The organism is Subtercola boreus, from assembly GCF_003399625.1.
GTDB classification, from domain to species: Bacteria; Actinomycetota; Actinomycetes; order Actinomycetales; family Microbacteriaceae; genus Subtercola; species Subtercola boreus_C.
In genome coordinates, this window is sequence record NZ_NBXA01000015.1 from 1 (window position 1) to 19,672 (window position 19,672).

The window sequence follows — 19,672 nt, forward strand, 5'->3', positions numbered from 1 at the left end:
GTTTCGGCGGCCATAGCGAGAGGGAAACGCCCGGCAACATTCCGAACCCGGAAGCTAAGACTCTCAGCGCCGATGGTACTGCAAGGGAGACCTTGTGGGAGAGTAGGACACCGCCGGACCCACATTACGAATTAAGCCCAACCCTCACCGGTTGGGCTTCTTTCGTTTAACCCCCAATACCTGCTGCCGAGAGCCCCCCGCCTCACCCTTTTGGTCCATACACCTTTGAGGGGACGCTTCGCTCGTCGCTCGGTCATCCGTCGAATGATTACCCCATCCACAAAAGACATACCTAGGGGGTATTCGATGAAGACGAATGACGAGTTCGAAACAACCGGAGCAAAGAGGCTCATCGAGCGGCGAACGGTGGTCAGGACGGCCGCTTGGAGTGTGCCTGCCATCGCACTCGCAATCGGGGTCCCCGCTCACGCGGCGTCAGGCGACGTCAACGTCGGTGCCTTCACTCTCACCGCGACATCCGGGCTACTCGGATTGATTGTTCCCGGATTCCGTCTCAAGGCGGGGACGGTTGCGCTTCCTGTCGGAACCACGGTTGCCATCACGGGCAACGGGCTCGTCAACGTCGGTGTGATCGGCGTGACCGGAGGAACGGCTTCGGCCAATGTACTCAGCCCGACCAGCGCGCTGTACACGCTCACGTCGGAGTTGGCGGCCGGTGCCACCATCAGTTTCCTGAGCACGGTGTCGATCAACCTCGCGTTCGCCTTCTCCGCGGTCGCAGCGCTTCCTACGGGTTACATGTCGACGGGCGCCAAGTCGTCTGCCGGTCTCAGCTGCACGGCGGTCCTCTGTTCTGCAACCTGATCGATTCGACCTTTCTCTTCGGGAAGCCCGGCCTGCTCAGCAGGCCGGGCTTCTTTCGTGGGAACGGTAGACTCGTTCCACATCTACACAGCGCGCACCAGACGACAGGAGTGTCATGAGCGATTCGCCAGACAGGGAGAAGCGGCCCGGGCGTCGACAGGACGGTGCGCGATCTGACGGGCCCCGGAACGGGTCCGATCGGCCGAGAGGCACCCGCCCGCCGCAGAAGTCCGGGGAGAAGAAGCTCTGGACGAGTGACGGCAAGCCGGCTCGGAGTGCCGCCCCCGGCGCGAGGGACAAAGCCAACCGCGGAGGCTACCGCGACGAGGGCCTCACCCCTGAGGAGCTCCGACAGCGGGAGCTCCGTGCCGTTCGGCCGCACCACGACGATCCGGACGTTCCCGAAGACGTCTCGGTGAAGGAGCTCGACAAGGGCGCGTTCAATGAGCTGAAGACGCTGTCGAAGGAGAACGCCGAGGGCGTGGCCAAACACCTCGTCATGGTGGCGCGCCTGATTGAGAGCGACCCCGAACTGGCGCACAAGCACGCGACATCCGCCTCCCGTCGGGCCGGCCGCATAGCCATGGTCCGGGAGACTCTGGCGATCACCGCCTATGCCACCGGGGACTTCGCCCTGGCGATCCGGGAGCTCCGTACGTATCGACGTATCTCGGGTTCGAACGAGCAGCTCGCTCTCATGGTCGACAGCGAACGCGGACTCGGCCGACCCGACAGGGCGCTCGAGCTCGGCCGGTCGGTTCCGCGTGAGAGTCTCACGCCTGCCTCGCAGGTTGCGGTGGCGATTGCCATGTCCGGTGCGCGGCTCGACCAGGGGCAGCCGGAAGCCGCACTCGCCGAGCTGCACATTCCCCAGCTCGACGCCAAGCGCGCCTACACCTACAGCCCCGAGCTGTTCTGGGCCTATGCCGAGGTGCTCGACGACCTCGGCCGGCAGGGTGAGGCGGCCGAGTGGCGGGAGAACGCCGACCGGGCGGAGGCGGCGCTGTACGCAGCATCCACCGACGAGGACGACGACCTGGTCGAGGTCTTCGAAGAAGAGGGTTCGGACGACGACGGCTCGCCCGATGCAACGCCTGACACGTCGCCTGACACAACGGAAGACACGACGGTTGAACCTGTTCCCGAAACGAAGGAGTAGAGCTGTGGCATCCACCCCCCTCGACGGCGTCGACGTCATCCTCGCGGATCTCGACGGTGTGGTCTACACCGGCAGGAATGCGATCGAGCATGCTGTGGATGCCCTCGGCCGGGCCGTGCGCGATGGCGTGGCTGTCGGCTACATCACCAACAATGCATCGCGTACCGACGTGCAGGTGGCAGAACATCTGACCAGCTTCGGTCTCACCGTGGCTCCGCGGGATGTCGTCACGAGCCCCCAGGCGGCCGTGCTGCTGTTGGCAGGGCTCGTTCCCGCCGGCTCGACGATCCTCGTGGTCGGTGGGGAGGGGCTCACGAGCGAGGTCGAGAAGGCTGGCTTCAGCGTCACCCGGCAGGCGTCGGACAATCCTGCAGCGGTCATCCAGGGATTCGCGCCGACGGTGGCGTGGACCGACCTCGCGCAGGCGAGCTTCGCGTTGCACACGGGCATTCCGTGGGTGGCGACAAACACGGACTGGACCATTCCGGTGGAGGGCGGCATTGCCCCGGGCAACGGAACCCTCGTCTCGGCCGTACACACCGCGGTCGGCATACTGCCGGTCGTGGGCGGAAAGCCTGAGAAGGCGATCTTTGACGCAGCGGTGGAACGGTTCGACGCGAAGACACCGCTCTTCATCGGCGACCGACTCGACACCGACATCGTGGGCGCCAATCGTGCGGGCATGAGGTCTGTACACGTGCTGACCGGGATCGACGGGCCCAAGCAGCTGCTCGCCGCCGACAAGGACTCCCGTCCGACCTTCATCCTGGACGACCTGCGCGGGCTGTTCGAGCCGTACCCCGAGACGGAGTTCTCGAAAGACGGCAACACCGCTACGGTCGGTTCGGCGGTCGTGCGCCTGAGGGGAGATGCGATCGAGGTTGTGCGGCCGGGGGAGAGTTCGGTCGACAGGTTGCGTGCAGCGTCATCGCTCATCTGGGCATCCGGTCGCCCCATCTACGGCCTGCAGGTCGCGCCTGAGCTCTACAGCTGAGGCGTCGGGTAGCCTGAAGGGGTGACGGACGAAAGCAGCGAGGTCGGCGGTGAGGCGCTCGAAGGTGAGCTGCTGACGCGCCTGCGGGTGATCGAGGACCAGCCGCTTGCGGCGCGTTCGACCGCCTACGTGCAGCTTCACGATGAATTGCGGAGCCGCCTCGAGGGCGGAGACGCCCCCGGTTCCCGTGCCTGAGTTCGAGGACGGCGACGGCCAGGCGCTCGGGTTCGCGGAGGGGAGCCGGCTGGACTCCGCGCTGGCGTCCACCGGCCTGGCGCGCTCCCGCAACCACGCGGCACAGTTGATCGCCGACGGGTTCGTGAGCGTCGACGGCGTCGTGGTGGTCAAACCGTCGGCGAAGGTGTTCGGCGGGCAGGAGCTGCGGGTCGAGGGCAGCGACCACTACGTGAGTCGTGGTGCGGGCAAGCTGGTCGCTGCGCTCGACGCGTTCACCGGTGTCGTCGTCACGGGGCGGCTCGCTCTGGATGCCGGGGCGTCCACCGGCGGATTCAGCCAGGTTCTGCTGGAGCGTGGTGCGCGGGCCGTGCTCGCCGTCGATGTCGGTCACCGCCAGCTGTCGCCGGTGCTGGCGACGGATGCCCGGGTGAGCGTGGTGGAGGGGTACAACATCCGCTACGGCACGCCGGAGACGCTCGCCGCAGCGTCGGGCGTGACGGAGGCCCCCGCGCTGGTGGTCGCCGACCTGTCGTTCATCTCCCTCGTCACCGTGCTGCCGGCTCTCGTGGCCCTCGCTCGGCCCGATGCGGACTTCGTGCTGCTGGTCAAGCCGCAGTTCGAGGTGGGCAGGACGGGCATCCGCGAAGGCGTCGTGCGAAACGCCGGGCTCCGGGCAGACGCCATCACGGGTGTGCTCTGGGCGGCTTTCGACGCCGGTCTCGGCACGGCGGGGCTCATCTCGTCCCCAGTCGTCGGAAACGCGGGGAATCACGAGTATCTGGTCTGGCTGAGCGCCTCGGCCGGAACCAATCCGACAGAATGGTTGCACCGCGCACATTCACTTTCAGGAGCACAGACGTCGTGACGACACCCCGCTACTTCCTCGTCGTGCTGCACACCGGGCGTCGCGATTCGGTCGATGCCGCCGTGCAGGTCTGCGACCAGCTGGCGGCCTCCGGGGTGACCCCGGTGCTCTCGCCGAGCGACCTCGACGACATCTCCGAGCGTCTGACCGATCCGTCGATCATCGCCCTGCTCGGTGTCGACGTTCAGACGGCCGGGCTCGAGCTGGTGATCGTGCTGGGTGGTGACGGCACCATCCTCCGCGCGGCGGAGGTCGTTCGCGGCTGCCCCGTCCCCCTTCTGGGCGTGAACCTCGGGCATGTGGGATTCCTGGCCGAGAGCGAACGGGAAGACCTGAGGGCATCGGTCGAGCGGGTTCTTCAGGGTGACTACATCGTGGAGGAGCGCATGACGCTCGACGTCGTCGTCACGCATCGCTCCGAGGTGGTGCACACGGGCTGGGCCCTGAACGAGGCGACCGTCGAGAAGGCGAGCCGGGAGCGGATGATCGAGGTGGTCATCGAGGTGGATGGCCGGCCCCTGTCGAGCTTCGGGTGCGACGGGGTGGTCATGGCCACGCCGACCGGTTCCACCGCCTATGCGTTCTCGGCCGGCGGGCCCATCGTGTGGCCGAGCCTCGATGCGCTGCTGTTCGTGCCGCTGAGCCCGCATGCACTGTTCTCGCGTGCGCTGGTGATCGGCCCCGAGTCGGTGCTCGCCGTCGAGATGCTCGAACGCACCCCCGGTGCCGGTGTGCTCTGGTGCGACGGCCGGCGGGGGTTCGACCTGCCCGCGGGCTCCCGCATCGAGTCGCGGAGGTCGGCGGTGCCGGTGCGCCTCGCCCGGCTGACCCACGGCCCGTTCTCCGACCGGCTGGTGCGCAAGTTCGCGCTGCCCGTCGAGGGCTGGCGTGGCCCGGTCGAGCGCCATGAGTGACGCGGCGGGCGGTGTGATCGACGAGATCACGATCCGCGACCTCGGTGTGATCGCCGAGGCGGTTCTGCCGCTCGGTCCGGGCTTCACGGCGGTGACCGGGGAGACCGGTGCCGGCAAGACGATGGTGGTGCAGGCGCTCGGTCTGCTGATGGGTGAGCGGGCTGTGGCCGGCCAGGTTCGGGTGGGCAGCGCACAGACCTGGGTGGAGGGGCGCTGGCGTGTTCCGCTCGACGGAGTCGTGGCAGACCGGGTGCGGGATGCGGGGGGCGAGGTCGAGCCGATCGAACCCGGGCCGATCGAACCCGGGCCGAGCGAGACCGGGCCGAGCGAATCCGGGGCGACCGAGACCGGTGCGATCGAACCCGGGGTGAGCACATCCGGGGCGAGCAGAGACGGGGCGGGTTCGCCCGGTCGCGGCGTGCTGGCCGAGCTGATCCTGTCCCGGTCGGTGTCGGGAGAGGGCCGGAGCCGCGCGATCGTCGGCGGGAGGAGTGCTCCGGTGGGCGTTCTGGGTGAACTCGGTGAGAGCCTGGTGGTGGTGCATGGCCAGTCCGACCAGCTCAGGCTCCGGTCATCCACCGAGCAGAGATCCGCGCTCGACCGGTTCGCCGGGCGAGCATTCCGCGAATCCCTCGACGGCTACGAAGATGCCTTCCGCTCCTGGCAGGCGCTGCGGGACGAACTCGAGACGCTGGTGACGCAGCGCGAAGCGCGCATCCGGGAGGCCGAGGCGCTGCGGGTTGCCGTGACCGAGATCGATGCGCTCGCGCCGGTGGCAGGGGAGGAGGAGTCTCTCGCCGAACGCGCCAGTCGGCTCACGAACCTCGAAGACCTGCGGCTCGCGGCGGCTTCTGCGCGGGAGTCGATCTCGTCGAACGAGCTCGACGGCCGGGCCGACACGGTGGGGCTGCTCGACTCCGCGCTCCGCCAGCTGGAGCGGGTGGTTGCCCATGACGGCGCGCTGCAACCGATCGTCGAGTCGCTGGCCAGCGCGTCGTTCCTGGTCGCCGAGATCTCGACCCAGCTCTCGAGCTACCTGGCCGAGCTCGACACCGACGGCGGCACGGAGCTCGACGAGGTGCAGGACCGTCGCGCGGCCCTGTCGGTGCTTGCGCGCAAGTACGGCCCCACCATCGACGACGTGATCGTCTACTTCGAGAGTGCCGGGCCGCGCCTGATCGAGCTCGACAACGACTCCGACCGCATCGAGGAGCTGACGGATGCCGTGGCCGACGCCCTGGGCCTCGCCGAGACGCTCGCCGCCGACGTGAGCGACGCGCGGATCGAGGCGGCCGGCCGGTTGAGCGGTCTGGTCTCCGACGAACTCCGCGCACTCGCCATGGGCGGATCGCGTCTCGTGGTCGAGGTGCTGCCGGGAACGGAGCTCACCCCGACCGGCCGCGACACGGTGCACTTCCTGTTGGCCTCGCACGCCGGGGCCGAGCCGCGGCCGCTCGGCCGGGGAGCGTCGGGCGGTGAACTCTCCCGCATCATGCTCGCGATCGAGGTGGTGCTGGCGGCGACGGATCCGGTTCCCACGTTCGTGTTCGACGAGGTCGATGCGGGCGTCGGGGGAGCATCCGCGATCGAGATCGGCCGACGGCTCGCCCAGCTGGCCCGCGGATCGCAGGTCATCGTGGTGACGCACCTCGCCCAGGTTGCCGCTTTCGCGACGAACCACCTCTCGGTCGTCAAAGACAGCGAGGGCGCCGTCACGGAGTCGAGTGTGAAGCAGCTCACCGGAGAAGACCGGGTGGCCGAGATGGCACGGCTGCTGTCGGGGCTGCCCGACTCCGAGAGCGGGCTCGCGCACGCCCGCGAACTGATCGAGCTGGCGGCGACAGGCCGGTGACGGGCATCCATACTGTTAGAGTGGAACTCCGTGGATGATGATCAAAACGGAACGCTGTTGAACGCTTCGACCAAGTCGGACAAACTGACGAAACATATCTTCGTGACCGGCGGTGTCGTCTCCAGCCTCGGCAAGGGGCTCACGGCTGCCAGCCTCGGAAACCTCCTCACGGCGCGCGGGCTGCACGTCGTGATGCAGAAGCTCGACCCGTACCTGAACGTCGATCCGGGAACGATGAACCCGTTCCAGCACGGCGAGGTCTTCGTGACGGACGACGGCGCGGAGACTGACCTCGACATCGGGCACTACGAGCGTTTTCTGGACATCAACCTGAACCAGGCCGCCAACGTGACGACGGGCCAGATCTACTCGAGCGTCATCGCGAAGGAGCGGAGGGGTGAGTACCTCGGCGACACCGTGCAGGTCATCCCGCACATCACCGATGAGATCAAGCGCCGCATGCGCCTGCAGGCGCAGGGCGAGGACGCCCCCGACGTGATCATCACCGAGATCGGCGGAACGGTCGGCGACATCGAGTCGCAGCCCTTCCTCGAGTCGGCCCGCCAGGTGCGCCACGAGCTCGGCCGCAGCAACGTGTTCTTCGTGCACGTGTCGCTGGTGCCATACATGAACGCCTCGGGTGAGCAGAAGACCAAGCCCACGCAGCACTCCGTGGCCGCACTCCGGTCGATCGGCATCCAGCCCGACGCACTGGTGCTGCGAAGCGATCGGCCCGTCTCCGACTCGAACAAGCGCAAGATCGCGCTGATGTGCGATGTCGACGAAGACGCGGTCGTGAACGCGATCGACGTGCCCTCGATCTACGACATCCCGACGATGTTGCACGACCAGAAGCTCGACGCCTACATCATCGACCACTTCGGCCTGACGACGAACGACGTCGATTGGTCGGGATGGTCCGCCCTCCTCGAAGCCGTTCACGAACCCAAGCACGAGGTCACGATCGGCCTCGTCGGCAAGTACATCGACCTGCCCGACGCCTACCTCTCGGTGACCGAGGCGCTCAAGGCCGGTGGGTTCGCCCACCGCACCAAGGTCACGCTCAAGTGGATCGCCTCCGACAGCTGCGAGACGCCGGAGATGGCAGCCAAGGAGCTCGGCGAGATCGACGGCATCTGCGTGCCCGGCGGGTTCGGAGTGCGCGGCATCGAGGGCAAGCTCGGCGCCCTCCGGTTCGCGCGCGAGAACGGGATCCCGACGCTCGGACTCTGCCTCGGCCTCCAGTGCATGGTCATCGAGTACGCCCGGAACGTGGTGGGTCTCGGCGACGCCTCGTCGAGCGAGTTCAACCCCGACACGCCCTTCCCTGTGATCGCGACGATGGCCGAGCAGGTGGACATCATCGCCGGCGGCGACCTCGGCGGCACCATGCGACTCGGGCTGTACGAGGCGAAGCTCGCCCCGGGCTCGCTGGTCGAGTCGCTCTACGGTGCGCCGAGCATCGAGGAGCGCCACCGTCACCGCTACGAGGTCAACAACCACTACCGTGGCCAGATCGCCGACGCCGGCCTGTGGTTCTCCGGCACCTCGCCCGACGACCACCTCGTCGAGTTCGTCGAGCTGCCGAAGGATGCCCACCCGTACTATGTGGGAACCCAGGCGCACCCGGAGCTCCGGTCGCGCCCGAACCGCGCGCATCCGCTGTTCGACGGTCTGATCTCTGCCGCGCTCGAGCGCCAGGAGGCGACCCGCCTGTTCCCGACCGACGCCTAGGAAGGCCCGTTGTGACCGAGAGCATTCCGTCGCCGCTCCGCGATGAGCCGGACGACCAGCGGATCACGTCGAGCGAGGTCGTCTTCGACGGCAAGATCTGGGACGTGCGGCGGGAGACCTTCGTCTACAACGGCGCCGACACGGTGCGGGAGTTCGTCGACCACACGGGCGCCGTGGCGATCGTCGCGCTCGACGAGAACGACCGGATGCTGCTCATCAAGCAGTACCGGCACCCGATCCGGGCCCGGGAGTGGGAGATCCCGGCGGGGCTGCTCGACATCGCGGGGGAGGACTTCCTGGTGGCGGCCCAGCGCGAGCTCGCCGAGGAGGCCGACCTCGAAGCCGACCGCTGGAACGTGCTCACCGACTACGCGACGACCCCGGGTGGCAACAACGAGTTGATCCGCATCTACCTGGCCAGAGACGTGAGGCCGACCGCCGACGCGTTCGAGCGCGAAGACGAAGAGGCCGATATCGAGGTGCGCTGGGTCGACCTCGACGAGGTGGTGGATGCCGTGCTCCGCCGTGAGCTGCAGAATCCGAACCTCGTGATCGCCTCCCTCGCGCTCGCGGCGAGCCGGTCACGCGGGTGGGTCTCGCTCGGCGCGGCCGACGCCCCGTGGCCGGAGTACTCGCGACTGCACCCGATCGCCTCCTGACGGCTGGGCGGCTGCCGGTGTCGGCGATCGACGACGTGATCGACGGGTACCTCCGGCACGTCACGATCGAGCGGGGGCTCTCGGCCAACACGCTGGCCGCCTACCGGCGCGACCTCGGGCGGTATGCGGCGTGGTTGGCGGCCGCGGGCATCCAGAGCCCGCAGGCGGTCGGGGAGGCGCACATCGCTGCCTTCACGCGGCAGTTGCAGACGCTTCCCGAGGCGGGGGTCGCCACGAAACCGCTGGCCGCGACATCCGTGGCCCGCATCGTGTCGTCTGTGAGGGGCCTCCACCGGTTCCTGGCCGAGGAGGGCGAGACGCCGACGGATGCCGCGCGGGAGGTCAAGCCGCCGAAGCTCGGTCTTCGGCTGCCGAAGGCGATCACGATCGCCCAGATGACGACGCTGCTCGAGGCGACGGCGGGGGACGATCCGCTCGCCCTGCGCGACAGGGCGCTGCTGGAAGTGCTGTATGCAACGGGTGCCCGGGTCTCGGAGATCGTGGCGCTGAACGTCGACGATGTGGGGAGCGACGACGATTTCGTGCGGGTGGTCGGCAAGGGCAGCAAGCAGCGGGTGGTGCCGGTGGGGAGCTTTGCGCGGGCAGCGCTGGATGCGTACCTGGTGCGGGTGCGGCCGCTGTTCTCCGCCCGCGGACGGGCGACCCCCGCCCTGTTCCTGGGGCTGCGGGGCGATCGGCTGAGTCGGCAGGGCGCGTGGCTTGTCATCCAAGCGGCAGCGAAGCGCGCGGGGCTCGAGACGCACATCTCCCCTCACACGTTCCGGCATTCGTTCGCGACACACCTGATCACGGGTGGGGCAGATGTGCGGGTCGTGCAGGATCTCCTCGGGCACGCGTCGGTGACGACGACGCAGATCTACACGCAGGTGACCGCCGACACGCTGAGGGACATGTACCAGACGGCGCATCCGCGGGCCAGGTGACGCCTCACATTCGGGCGGGGGTCGGCGCGGTTCGCCGGGTGTAGCGGTGTGCGCGGGTAGAATCGTGGCACCGCCCTGGGAGAGGTCGGGGTACGTGAGGAGCACCGCCTGTGACGGCCAAGAAGAACGCCAGTGCACCCATGGAACACGGTGCCTCTGAGCTTCCGGGCCTCGAGGCGCCCGTTCTCGGCCCGACCGGCCGCCCGAAGCGGGTGTTCCCGCAGCCCGCGCCGCTGAAGAGCCACGGGCCCGCGCGGATCATCTCCCTCTGCAACCAGAAGGGCGGCGTCGGCAAGACCACGACCACCGTCAACCTCGGGGCGACGCTGGCGGATGACGGGCGACGCGTTCTCGCGATCGACTTCGATCCGCAGGGCGCTCTCTCGGCCGGGCTCGGCGTCGACACGCACGACAGCCTCACCATCTACGACCTGCTGCTCGGCACCGAGAAGGATCCGCGCAAGGTCATCCGGTCGACGAGTGTTCCGAACTTCGACATCATCCCCGCGAACATCGACCTGTCGGCCGCCGAGGTGCACCTCATCAGCGAGGTGGCCCGGGAGACGATCCTCGCCCGGGTGCTTCGGAAGGTCAGCGACGACTACGACGTCATCCTCATCGACTGCCAGCCCTCGCTCGGCCTGCTCACGGTGAACGCGCTGACCGCGAGCCACGGCGTGCTGATCCCTCTCGAATGCGAGTTCTTCGCGCTTCGCGGTGTCGCCCTGCTCGTCGAGACGATCGAGAAGGTGAAGGACAGGCTGAACCCTGCCATCAAGCTCGACGGCATCCTCGCGACGATGTACGACTCGCGCACCCTCCACTCGCGGGAGGTCATGCAGCGCGTGGTCGACGCGTTCGGGCCCGAGGTGCTCGAGACGGTGATCGGGCGAACGATCAAGTTCCCTGACGCGAGCGTCTCCGGTACCCCGATCACCCAGTTCGCCCCCGATCATCCGGCGGCGACTGCGTACCGCCAGCTGGCCCGAGAACTGGTCTTCCGTGGCGCGGTCGCCTAGGGCCGCACTGGTTGCTGAGCGTGGGGCCCCGGATGTGGCGGCCGCCGCTCCCGGGTTCTCGCTGACTCTGTCGAACTTCGAGGGCCCGTTCGATCTGTTGCTGTCGCTGATCTCGAAGCACGAGGTCGACATCACCGAGATCGCCCTGAGCGCGGTGACCGACGAGTTCCTGGGCTACCTGAGAAACCTCGACTCCGAGGAGGAGCTGGAGCGGGCATCCGAGTTCCTCGTCGTGGCGGCGACGCTGCTCGACCTGAAGATCGTCGGGCTGCTGCCGCAGGGCGAGCTTGTGGACGCCGAGGATGTGGCGCTGCTCGAGGCGCGCGACCTGCTGTTCGCCAGGCTTCTGCAGTACCGGGCGTTCAAGCAGGTGTCGTTGTGGTTCGCCTCCCACTTCGACGACGAAGGTCGCCGGCATGCGCGCGTTGTGCGACTGGAGGAGAAGTTCCGGCAGCAGACGCCCGAACTGGTGTGGTCGCTCAGCCCCGACGACTTCGCGGCGCTGGCCGTGCTGGCGCTGACGCCGCGCGAAGTTCCGGTCGTCGGGCTCGAGCATCTGCACGCACCCCTGGTGAGCATCCGGGAGCAGGCGGCGCATGTTGTGGCGACGCTCCGGTCGGGCGAGACCGTGTCGTTCCGGCGGCTGATAGAGGGGATCCTCGAGAAGGGGATCGTGGTGGCGCGGTTCCTCGCGGTGCTGGAGCTCTACCGGCACGCGGCGATCGCGTTCGAGCAGCTCGAACCGTTGGGCGAGCTGACGATCCGCTGGACGGCCGAGCACTGGTCGGAAGAGAATCTCTCGAATCTGGGGGCCGACTATGACAACTGAGACTGTGGCAGCTGAGACTGTGTCGCCGCCCCGCGAGCAGGCTCCGGATGATCATCCGATCGACCTCGAACGGGCGCTTGAAGCGATCCTGACGGTCGCCGACGAGCCGCAGAGCCTGATGACCCTGGCGACGGCGCTCGCGAGGCCCGTTGCAGCGGTGCGGCAGAGCATCGAACGGCTGGTCGCCGACTACGACGGCGAGAACGGCGGAGTGCGGCGGGGATTCGAGCTGCGCGAAGTGGCGGGCGGCTGGCGACTGTACGTGCGGAGCGAGTACGACCGGGTCGTTCGCGACTTCGTGGTGACCGAGAACCCGTCCAGGCTCTCCCAGGCCGCACTGGAGACGCTCTCGGTGATCGCCTACAAGCAGCCCATCACGAGAAGCGCGATCGCGTCGATCCGGGCGGTGAACGTGGATTCGGTCGTGCGCACCCTGCTCGGCCGCGGCCTCATCACCGAGGTCTCGACCGACGGCGAGACGGGCGCCATTTACTATGGAACGACAGACGTGCTCCTGACCCAGCTCGGTATCAACTCGCTTGACGAGCTCCCCAAGATCTCACCACTCCTCGCCGATGGTGCGGAAGGTTTCGATGACCAGTTCCAGTGAAGACGAACGCCCGGCTCCCGAGGGTGTGCGCCTCCAGAAGGTTCTGGCGGCAGCCGGCGTTGCGTCCCGTCGCGTGTCGGAAGAGCTGATCACTGCCGGCCGGGTGCGCGTGAACGGCGAAGTCGTTCGGGAACTCGGGCGCCGGATCGACCCCGACACCGACAAGGTCGCCGTCGACAACACGGCCGTGCAGCTCGACACGACCAAGCGCTATGTGCTGCTGAACAAGCCGGTGGGCATCGTCTCGTCGCTCGCCGACCAGCACGGCAGGCCCGACCTCTCACGCTTCACCTCGCAGTACGAGGAGCGGCTCTTCAACGTGGGCCGGCTCGACGCCGAGACGAGCGGCCTGCTCATCCTGACCAACGACGGCGAACTCGCGCATGTTCTGGCGCACCCGTCGTTCGGGGTGCTGAAGACGTACATCGCGCAGGTCGAGGGGCGCGTGGCTCCGCAGACGATCGCGAAGCTGACCAAGGGCGTCGAACTCGACGACGGGCCGATCGTGGCCGACAAGGCACGCCTGCTCGACTCGTCGAACTCCTCCAGCCTCGTGGAGGTGACACTGCACTCCGGCCGCAACCGCATCGTGCGCCGGATGCTCGAGGAGGTCGGTCACCCGGTCATCGAACTCGTGCGGCGGCAGTTCGGCCCATTGCATCTCGGGTCGCTGAAGGCCGGGGAGCTGCGGGACCTCACGCGCGAGGAGCTCGGGGCACTGCTGACGCTGTCGCGTGAGGCGAAGGCCGGGCCGGAGGCGGGCGCTTCGGGTTCTGCCGGCGCGGCAGGCGCTGCAGGCTCGAAGGGTGCAGCCGATCGTGGTTGAGAGCCGGCTCACCGGCTCCGTGCGTGTCGTCGGCGCAGGGCTCCTCGGCACCAGCATCGGTCTCGGCCTCCGCGCCCGCGGCGTCGACGTGATCGTGGCCGATGCGTCTCCCACCCACGTGAGCATCGCGGTCGACTATGGCGCGGGTCGCCCCGCGGCTCCGGATGATCGTCCCGCCCTCATCGTCGTGTGTGTTCCGCCCGATGTCACCGCGCACGTCGTCGCGGCCGAACTCGAAGCCTTCCCGCACGCGACGGTCACGGATGTCGCGAGCGTGAAGCTCAGCGTGCTGCATGAACTCCGGGCATCCGGAGCCGACGTCTCGCGCTACATCGGCACCCATCCGATGGCCGGCCGCGAGCGGGGCGGGCCCCTGCAGGGGCGTGCCGACCTCTTTCTCGGGCGGCCCTGGGTCGTGGCCGCGCACGATGGCATCTCCTACCAGCGGGGCGGGGTCATCGACGACCTCATCCTCGATCTCGGTGCCACGCTCATCGAGATGACGCCGGAGGCCCACGATGCGGGCGTCGCGCTGGTGTCGCACGTTCCGCAGGTGGTGTCGACGCTCATGGCGAGGCGGTTGGCCGACGCTCCTTCTGCTGCAGTGAACCTCGCGGGGCAGGGGCTTCGCGACGTGACCAGGGTTGCGGCGAGCGATCCGGGGCTCTGGGTGCAGATCCTGGGGGCGAATGCCGGGCCTGTGGTGGGCATCCTGAAGTCGTTCCGGTCGGATCTCGACCGTGTGATCGAGACGCTCGATGCGCCTGAAGCCGTGGGTGCGAGGCGCCGGCTCGCCGAGGAGCTGCTCGGTGGCAACGTGGGGGTGGCGCGCATCCCGGGCAAACACGGGCAGGACCGTCGGTTTGCGCAGCTGGTGGTGATGGTGGACGACCGGCCCGGCGAGCTCGCCCGGCTGGTGTCCGACATCGGTGAGGCCGGCGTGAACCTCGAAGACCTCCGGTTGGAGCATTCGCCGGGCGCACAGATCGGACTCGCGGAGATCGCCGTGGTGCCCGAGGCTGTGGCGGGGCTGACAGAGTGGCTCGGCGGACGCGGCTGGCGGATCGCCGGATGACGGATTCAGATGAGGACAACGGACAGGTGCGCGGCATGACGGAACGAGACACCTGGGACGGGCATCCGGGAACCCCCGTCGTCGTCGCGATCGACGGCCCGGCCGGCAGCGGCAAGTCGAGCGTCAGCAAGGCCGCCGCGCGAGAGCTCGGCTTCGCCTACCTCGACACCGGGGCCGCCTACCGGGCACTCGCATGGATGCTGCTCGACCGCGGCCTCGACGCCGAGAACCCCGAGGTCGTCGTCGCGTCGCTGCCCGAGTTCGAATTCGCCATCGGCACCGACCCCGACGACTACTTCGTGAAGGTCGGGCCCGATGATGTGACGATCGCGATCCGAGAGCCGTGGGTGACGAGCGAAGTGCGGCTCGTGGCGAGGCTGCCAGAGGTGCGTTCGTTCCTCACCGCGCTGTTCAGGAGCACCATCGCGGCGACATCCCGGCCCGGCATCGTCGTCGAGGGGCGGGACATCACAACGGTCGTCGCACCAGACGCCACAAGCCGGATCCTGCTCACCGCCTCGGAAGACGCTAGAATGAAGAGGCGTTCAGCAGAAATTGTCGGATCGACAGCCGCCGTTGTCGGCGAACAGCTGAGATCTCGTGACCGGGCTGACTCCCGGGTCGTCGACTTCATGAATGCCGCAGACGGGGTCACCACCGTCGATTCAACCGAACTCGACTTCGGCCAGACCGTGCAAGCGGTGGTTGCAGTTGTCACTCTTGCACGAACGAAGGCTTCAGATGGTCAATATACACAGCGCTGACAAAGACACCGACGGCGAGTACGACGAGTACCCCCAGGTCTCGAACGCGATCGTCGAGCGTCTCAGCGACCTCGACGAAGACCTCGTCACGAGGCGTGCGGATGCCCTGCGGAGCGGCCTCGCCGACTACGACCTCGGCGACGAGGATCTCGCGATCCTGCAGGCCGCCAGCGATGACCCCGATGCGATCACCTACCTGCCGGCCCTGCCGGTGCTGGCGATCGTCGGCCGCCCGAACGTCGGCAAGTCGGCTCTCGTCAACCGCATCATCGGCCGCCGCGAGGCTGTCGTCGAAGACACCCCCGGCGTGACCCGCGACCGAGTGAACTACAAGGCTGAGTGGGCCGGCCGCCACTTCACCATCGTCGACACCGGCGGCTGGGAGCCGGATGCCCGCGGCATCGACGCCTCGGTCGCCGCCCAGGCCGAGATCGCCATCGACCTCGCCGACGCCGTGCTCTTCGTCGTCGACGCGAATGTCGGCCCGACCGCGACCGACGAGCACGTCGTGCGCATGCTCCGAAAGACCAAGCGCCCCGTGTTCGTGGCGGCGAACAAGATCGACGACGTGCGCCAGGAGCCGAACGCGGCCTCCCTCTGGTCGCTCGGCCTCGGCAACCCGTACCCCGTCTCCGCGCTCCACGGCCGCGGCGTCGCCGACATGCTCGACCAGATCATGAAGGTGCTCCCCGAAGTCTCGGCCGTCGCCAAGCAGGAGGTGGGCGGCCCCCGCCGTGTCGCCATCCTCGGCCGGCCGAACACCGGCAAGTCGTCGCTGCTCAATCGCGCCGCGGGCGAGGAACGTGTCGTCGTGAACGAACTCGCGGGCACCACCCGCGACCCCGTCGACGAGCAGGTCGAGATCGCGGGCAAGATCTGGCGCTTCGTCGACACCGCGGGCATCCGCCGCCGGGTGCACCTGCAGCAGGGCGCCGACTTCTACGCGTCGCTCCGCACATCGGCCGCGCTCGAGAAGGCCGAGGTCGCGGTCGTCATGATCGACGTGTCGCAGCCGATCAGCGAGCAGGATGTCCGCATCATCGACCTCGTGCTCGAATCCGGTCGCGCGCTGGTGCTCGCCTTCAACAAGTGGGACCTGCTCGACGACGAACGCCGTCGCTACCTCGAGCGCGAGATCGAACAGGATCTCGCCCACGTGTCGTGGGCGCCGCGCGTGAACATCTCGGCGAAGACCGGGCGTCACATGGAGAAGCTGGTTCCGGCCCTCGAGCTGGCGCTCGAGTCGTGGGACACCCGGATTCCGACCGGAAAGTTCAACGCGTTCCTCGCCGAGCTCACGGCCGAGCATCCTCACCCCGTTCGCGGAGGCAAGCAGCCGCGCATCCTGTTCGGCACGCAGGCGTCTTCGCGGCCGCCGACCTTCGTGCTGTTCACGACCGGGTTCCTCGACCCGGGCTACCGCCGCTACATCACCCGACGCCTCCGCGAGATCTGGGGCTTCGAGGGCAGCCCCGTCAACGTGAACATGCGGGTGCGCGAGAAGCGCAAGCGCTGACGCGCCCCTCCGCCCACTCGATTGGCGTTTCGGGGTTGGTAGGGTGGCCGGGAGAGGTCGGAGGCTTTTGTGGGTGTGTTGGTGGCGGCGTGCGTGGTGCAGGGGTTGCGGGCCGATGCGGGCAGCGTCGGGGTGACCGCGATCGACAAGCGGGCGGTCGACGGGCCCGTGAAGGTGCGCCCGCTCGGGCTCCATGCCGATGTGCAAGCCAGCCGCAAGCACCACGGGGGGCTCGACAAGGCGTTGTACGTGTACTCGGCCGAGGACGCCGCGTACTGGGAATCCCAGCTCGGTCGGCCGCTGTCACCGGGCTGGTTCGGCGAGAACCTCCGCGTATCCGGGATCGACGTGTCGGGCGCACGGCTCGGCGAACGCTGGCGCATCGGCGCCACCGTCGTCGTGGAGGTCACAACACCACGAACCCCCTGCCAGACGTTCGCCCGCTGGGTCGGGGGAGCGGATGAACGGGGTTGGGTGAAGCGGTTCGCTGCGGCCGCACGCCCAGGCGCGTACCTGCGCGTGGTGGCATCGGGCACGATCGAAGCTGGCGACGAGATCGAGGTCGTCTCGGTTCCCGAGGACGCCCCGACCATCGTGCAGGTGTTCACGGGCGAAGCCGCGCTGGTCTGACACACCGGTTCGCGGGTGCCGCGCGGGTGGGCTAATATGGACAAGTTGTCATCCCACCCACGGGCTGTAGCGCAGCTTGGTAGCGCACCTGACTGGGGGTCAGGGGGTCGCAGGTTCAAATCCTGTCAGCCCGACATCACGAAAAGGGTCGCCCTCCGGGGCGGCCCTTTCCTCCTTCCCGGGCTGGGAGGATGGGGGTGACGAAAGGCGGCGACGTGCAGCGGATCGATGTAGTCGAACTCAGCATCAGCGAGATGAAGGCGGCGCTCGACGAGGGCCGGGTGACGAGCGTCGAGCTCGTGTCCGCGTACCTCAACCGCATCGCCTACTACGACCGCACGGGGCTGTGCCTCCACGCGATCGCGGTGCTCGACCCGACCTGCCTCGAACAGGCCGCCGCCTCTGACGCCCGGCGTGCGGCCGGCCAGCCGGTGGGCGCGCTGGAGGGCATCCCGTTCACCGTGAAGGACAGCTACAAGGTCAAGGGACTGACTGTGGCATCCGGCAGCCCGGCCCTGGCGGAGCTGGTGGCGACCGACGACGCGGCATCCGTGGCCCAGTTGCGTGCGGCCGGGGCGGTGCTGCTCGGCAAGACGAACATGCCGCCGATGGCAGCGGGAGGCATGCAGCCGGGGCTCTACGACTACGCGCGGAGCCCGTACCACCCGCAGTACCTCACGGCGGCCTATGGATCGGGTTCCTCGAACGGATCGGGTACAGCTACCGCAGCGAGTCTCTGCGCCTTCGGCATGGCCGAGGAGACCGTGTCGTCGGGGCGCGCGCCGGCCTCGAACAACTCGCTGGTGGCATACACGCCCTCACGCGGGGTGCTGTCTATCCGCGGCAACTGGCCGCTCCGGCCGACCTGCGACGTGGTGGTGCCGCACACCCGCACGGTCGCCGACCTGCTCCTGCTGCTCGATGTGCTCGCGGTCGAGGATCCGGACCGCTCGGGCGACTTCTGGCGACAGCAGAGCGCGGTGGAGCTGCCGACGCCCGAACAGGTGTTGCCGCATCCAGTGTCCCGGCCCCGCCCCTCGCGGCTCGACGGCCTGCGGATCGGTGTGCCGCGCCTCTACATAGGCGAGGATGCTGTGCCCATCGACCCGCCGGTCATCCGCCCGAGCGTGCGGGCGCTCTGGGACCGGGCTGCCGACGACCTGCGGGCGCTCGGCGCCGAGGTGGTCGAGGTCGATTTTCCGGTGGTGTCGAACTACGAGGAGGATCGCCCCGAGGCCGAGGGTCTCGCGGCGCGCGGACTGGTGCCCCCGAACTGGCGCGCGCTCGAGGGTGGGCCGATCACGGCGATGGCGCTCGATGCGTTCTTGCGAGACAACGCCGACCCGCACCTGTCGAGCTGGGCGGACGTCGACGGCGACACCGTGTTCCCTCTTGCGGATGCGCCGGTGCCCGTGTGGATCACCCGGGCGCGCGGCGGCTTCGACTGGCAGCGTCTCGCCGAATTGGTGAAGCAGGGCCTGCCCGCGACCTTCGACGAGGTGCCGGGCCTCGCGCACCTGCTGCGTGGCCTCGAGGAGGCGCGCACGGTCGACTTCGAAGAGTGGATGCTCGCCCAGGGGCTCGACCTCGTGGTCTTCCCCGCCGCAGGAGACGTCGGCCGGGTCGACCTGTTCAGCCGCCCGGAGAGCCTCGAGGCCGCGTCGCGGAACGGCGTCGTGTACTCGAACGGCAACCGCGTGCTGCGTCACCTCGGCATCCCGACCGTGACGGTGCCGATGGGGTTCATGGGCGACATCCAGATGCCCGTGGGGCTCACCTTCGCGGGTGCTGCGTACAGCGACGACCGGCTGCTCGACTATGCGTCGGCGTATGAGGGCGCGACGCTGCGGCGGCAGCCCGCGTTTCTGACGCCGACGCTGCCGAGCAACCAGATCGATGTGGATGTCGCGGGTGACGCGCCGGGCGAGCTGGATGCCCGGAGCGAGGTGGATGCGCGGGGCGGGGTCGCTTCGGCGGCGATGACGTCGACATTGACCGTCGTCTCCGTCGAGGCGCGGGGCCGTTCGTGGGAGGTGGAGGTGCGAGTCGGCGACGGTCAGGGCCCGGCCACGGCGTCCACCACCCGCGTGTGGGCCGACGGGCACATCCTGCGGGCCGATCCAGGGGCGCCGGGCGTCTACCGGGGGACGGTGTCGCTGTCGCGGGCCCGCCTGACCGACGAGCTGATGGTACTGGTCGCGACCGGCAGATCGGCGGCGTCTCTGGTCTTCGCCCCGTTGCCGCCGCTGAACTGAGCGAATGTCGGAAGCCTTCGCTAGC

At 68.5% G+C, this 19,672-nt stretch carries 19 protein-coding genes, 1 tRNA gene and 1 rRNA gene; all 21 read left to right on the plus strand.

Annotated features, from left to right (window positions below; genetic code table 11):
• Window positions 1–2: 2 nt before the first annotated feature.
• The 21 genes from rrf (at window position 3) to B7R21_RS07365 (ending at window position 19,647) form a co-directional block, all read left to right on the plus strand.
• Window positions 3–119: ribosomal RNA gene (gene rrf, locus B7R21_RS07270) — 5S ribosomal RNA — on the plus strand.
• Between the two features lie 187 nt (window positions 120–306).
• A complete protein-coding gene (locus tag B7R21_RS07275) occupies window positions 307–825 on the plus strand; it encodes a hypothetical protein (protein WP_116282588.1) in 519 nt (172 codons plus the stop codon).
• A gap of 115 nt (window positions 826–940) precedes the next feature.
• Complete coding sequence (locus B7R21_RS20410; protein WP_216364162.1) at window positions 941–1,984, plus strand: tetratricopeptide repeat protein; 1,044 nt, start codon at window positions 941–943, stop codon at window positions 1,982–1,984.
• Window positions 1,956–2,978, plus strand: coding sequence for an HAD-IIA family hydrolase (locus B7R21_RS07285; protein WP_437184178.1), 1,023 nt, complete (start codon window positions 1,956–1,958; stop codon window positions 2,976–2,978). Before B7R21_RS20410 ends, B7R21_RS07285 begins: the two co-directional genes overlap by 29 nt.
• Before the next feature lie 21 nt (window positions 2,979–2,999).
• Entirely contained in the window at window positions 3,000–3,173 is a 174-nt protein-coding gene (locus tag B7R21_RS20030) for a hypothetical protein (RefSeq protein WP_172582242.1), read from the plus strand.
• A complete protein-coding gene (locus B7R21_RS07290; RefSeq protein WP_253259687.1) occupies window positions 3,166–4,020 on the plus strand; it encodes a TlyA family RNA methyltransferase in 855 nt (284 codons plus the stop codon). Before B7R21_RS20030 ends, B7R21_RS07290 begins: the two co-directional genes overlap by 8 nt.
• Complete coding sequence (locus B7R21_RS07295) at window positions 4,017–4,934, plus strand: NAD kinase (protein WP_253259688.1); 918 nt, start codon at window positions 4,017–4,019, stop codon at window positions 4,932–4,934. The genes B7R21_RS07290 and B7R21_RS07295 overlap by 4 nt, the downstream gene beginning before the upstream one ends.
• On the plus strand, window positions 4,927–6,786 hold the full coding sequence (locus B7R21_RS07300) for a DNA repair protein RecN (RefSeq protein WP_253259689.1): 1,860 nt from the start codon (window positions 4,927–4,929) through the stop codon (window positions 6,784–6,786). The genes B7R21_RS07295 and B7R21_RS07300 overlap by 8 nt, the downstream gene beginning before the upstream one ends.
• Window positions 6,787–6,816: 30 nt before the next feature.
• Window positions 6,817–8,520: a CTP synthase gene (locus B7R21_RS07305; RefSeq protein ID WP_301182557.1), complete on the plus strand. Its 1,704-nt coding sequence runs from the start codon at window positions 6,817–6,819 to the stop codon at window positions 8,518–8,520.
• An 11-nt stretch (window positions 8,521–8,531) separates the two neighbouring features.
• On the plus strand, window positions 8,532–9,179 hold the full coding sequence (locus tag B7R21_RS07310; protein ID WP_116282591.1) for an NUDIX domain-containing protein: 648 nt from the start codon (window positions 8,532–8,534) through the stop codon (window positions 9,177–9,179).
• A complete protein-coding gene (gene xerD, locus B7R21_RS07315; RefSeq protein ID WP_253259695.1) occupies window positions 9,176–10,123 on the plus strand; it encodes a site-specific tyrosine recombinase XerD in 948 nt (315 codons plus the stop codon). The genes B7R21_RS07310 and xerD overlap by 4 nt, the downstream gene beginning before the upstream one ends.
• 140 nt (window positions 10,124–10,263) lie before the next feature.
• On the plus strand, window positions 10,264–11,142 hold the full coding sequence (locus B7R21_RS07320) for a ParA family protein (protein ID WP_116282592.1): 879 nt from the start codon (window positions 10,264–10,266) through the stop codon (window positions 11,140–11,142).
• Window positions 11,126–11,971: a segregation and condensation protein A gene (locus B7R21_RS07325; protein WP_116282593.1), complete on the plus strand. Its 846-nt coding sequence runs from the start codon at window positions 11,126–11,128 to the stop codon at window positions 11,969–11,971. The genes B7R21_RS07320 and B7R21_RS07325 overlap by 17 nt, the downstream gene beginning before the upstream one ends.
• On the plus strand, window positions 11,961–12,581 hold the full coding sequence (gene scpB / locus B7R21_RS07330) for an SMC-Scp complex subunit ScpB (RefSeq protein WP_116282594.1): 621 nt from the start codon (window positions 11,961–11,963) through the stop codon (window positions 12,579–12,581). The genes B7R21_RS07325 and scpB overlap by 11 nt, the downstream gene beginning before the upstream one ends.
• A complete protein-coding gene (locus B7R21_RS07335; RefSeq protein ID WP_116282595.1) occupies window positions 12,565–13,407 on the plus strand; it encodes a pseudouridine synthase in 843 nt (280 codons plus the stop codon). Before scpB ends, B7R21_RS07335 begins: the two co-directional genes overlap by 17 nt.
• Window positions 13,400–14,482, plus strand: a complete 1,083-nt coding sequence (locus tag B7R21_RS07340; RefSeq protein WP_116282648.1) for a prephenate dehydrogenase — start codon at window positions 13,400–13,402, stop codon at window positions 14,480–14,482. The genes B7R21_RS07335 and B7R21_RS07340 overlap by 8 nt, the downstream gene beginning before the upstream one ends.
• Before the next feature lie 35 nt (window positions 14,483–14,517).
• Window positions 14,518–15,246 carry a (d)CMP kinase gene (gene cmk / locus B7R21_RS07345; protein ID WP_116282649.1) on the plus strand — a complete coding sequence of 243 codons (729 nt, stop codon included), beginning with the start codon at window positions 14,518–14,520 and terminating at the stop codon, window positions 15,244–15,246.
• On the plus strand, window positions 15,224–16,762 hold the full coding sequence (gene der, locus B7R21_RS07350; RefSeq protein ID WP_116282596.1) for a ribosome biogenesis GTPase Der: 1,539 nt from the start codon (window positions 15,224–15,226) through the stop codon (window positions 16,760–16,762). Before cmk ends, der begins: the two co-directional genes overlap by 23 nt.
• Window positions 16,763–16,831: 69 nt before the next feature.
• Entirely contained in the window at window positions 16,832–17,392 is a 561-nt protein-coding gene (locus B7R21_RS07355) for an MOSC domain-containing protein (protein ID WP_116282597.1), read from the plus strand.
• Window positions 17,393–17,452: 60 nt separating this feature from the next.
• A tRNA-Pro gene (locus B7R21_RS07360) sits at window positions 17,453–17,526 on the plus strand.
• 57 nt (window positions 17,527–17,583) lie between these two features.
• Window positions 17,584–19,647 carry an amidase gene (locus B7R21_RS07365; protein ID WP_253259690.1) on the plus strand — a complete coding sequence of 688 codons (2,064 nt, stop codon included), beginning with the start codon at window positions 17,584–17,586 and terminating at the stop codon, window positions 19,645–19,647.
• Window positions 19,648–19,672: the final 25 nt, after the last annotated feature.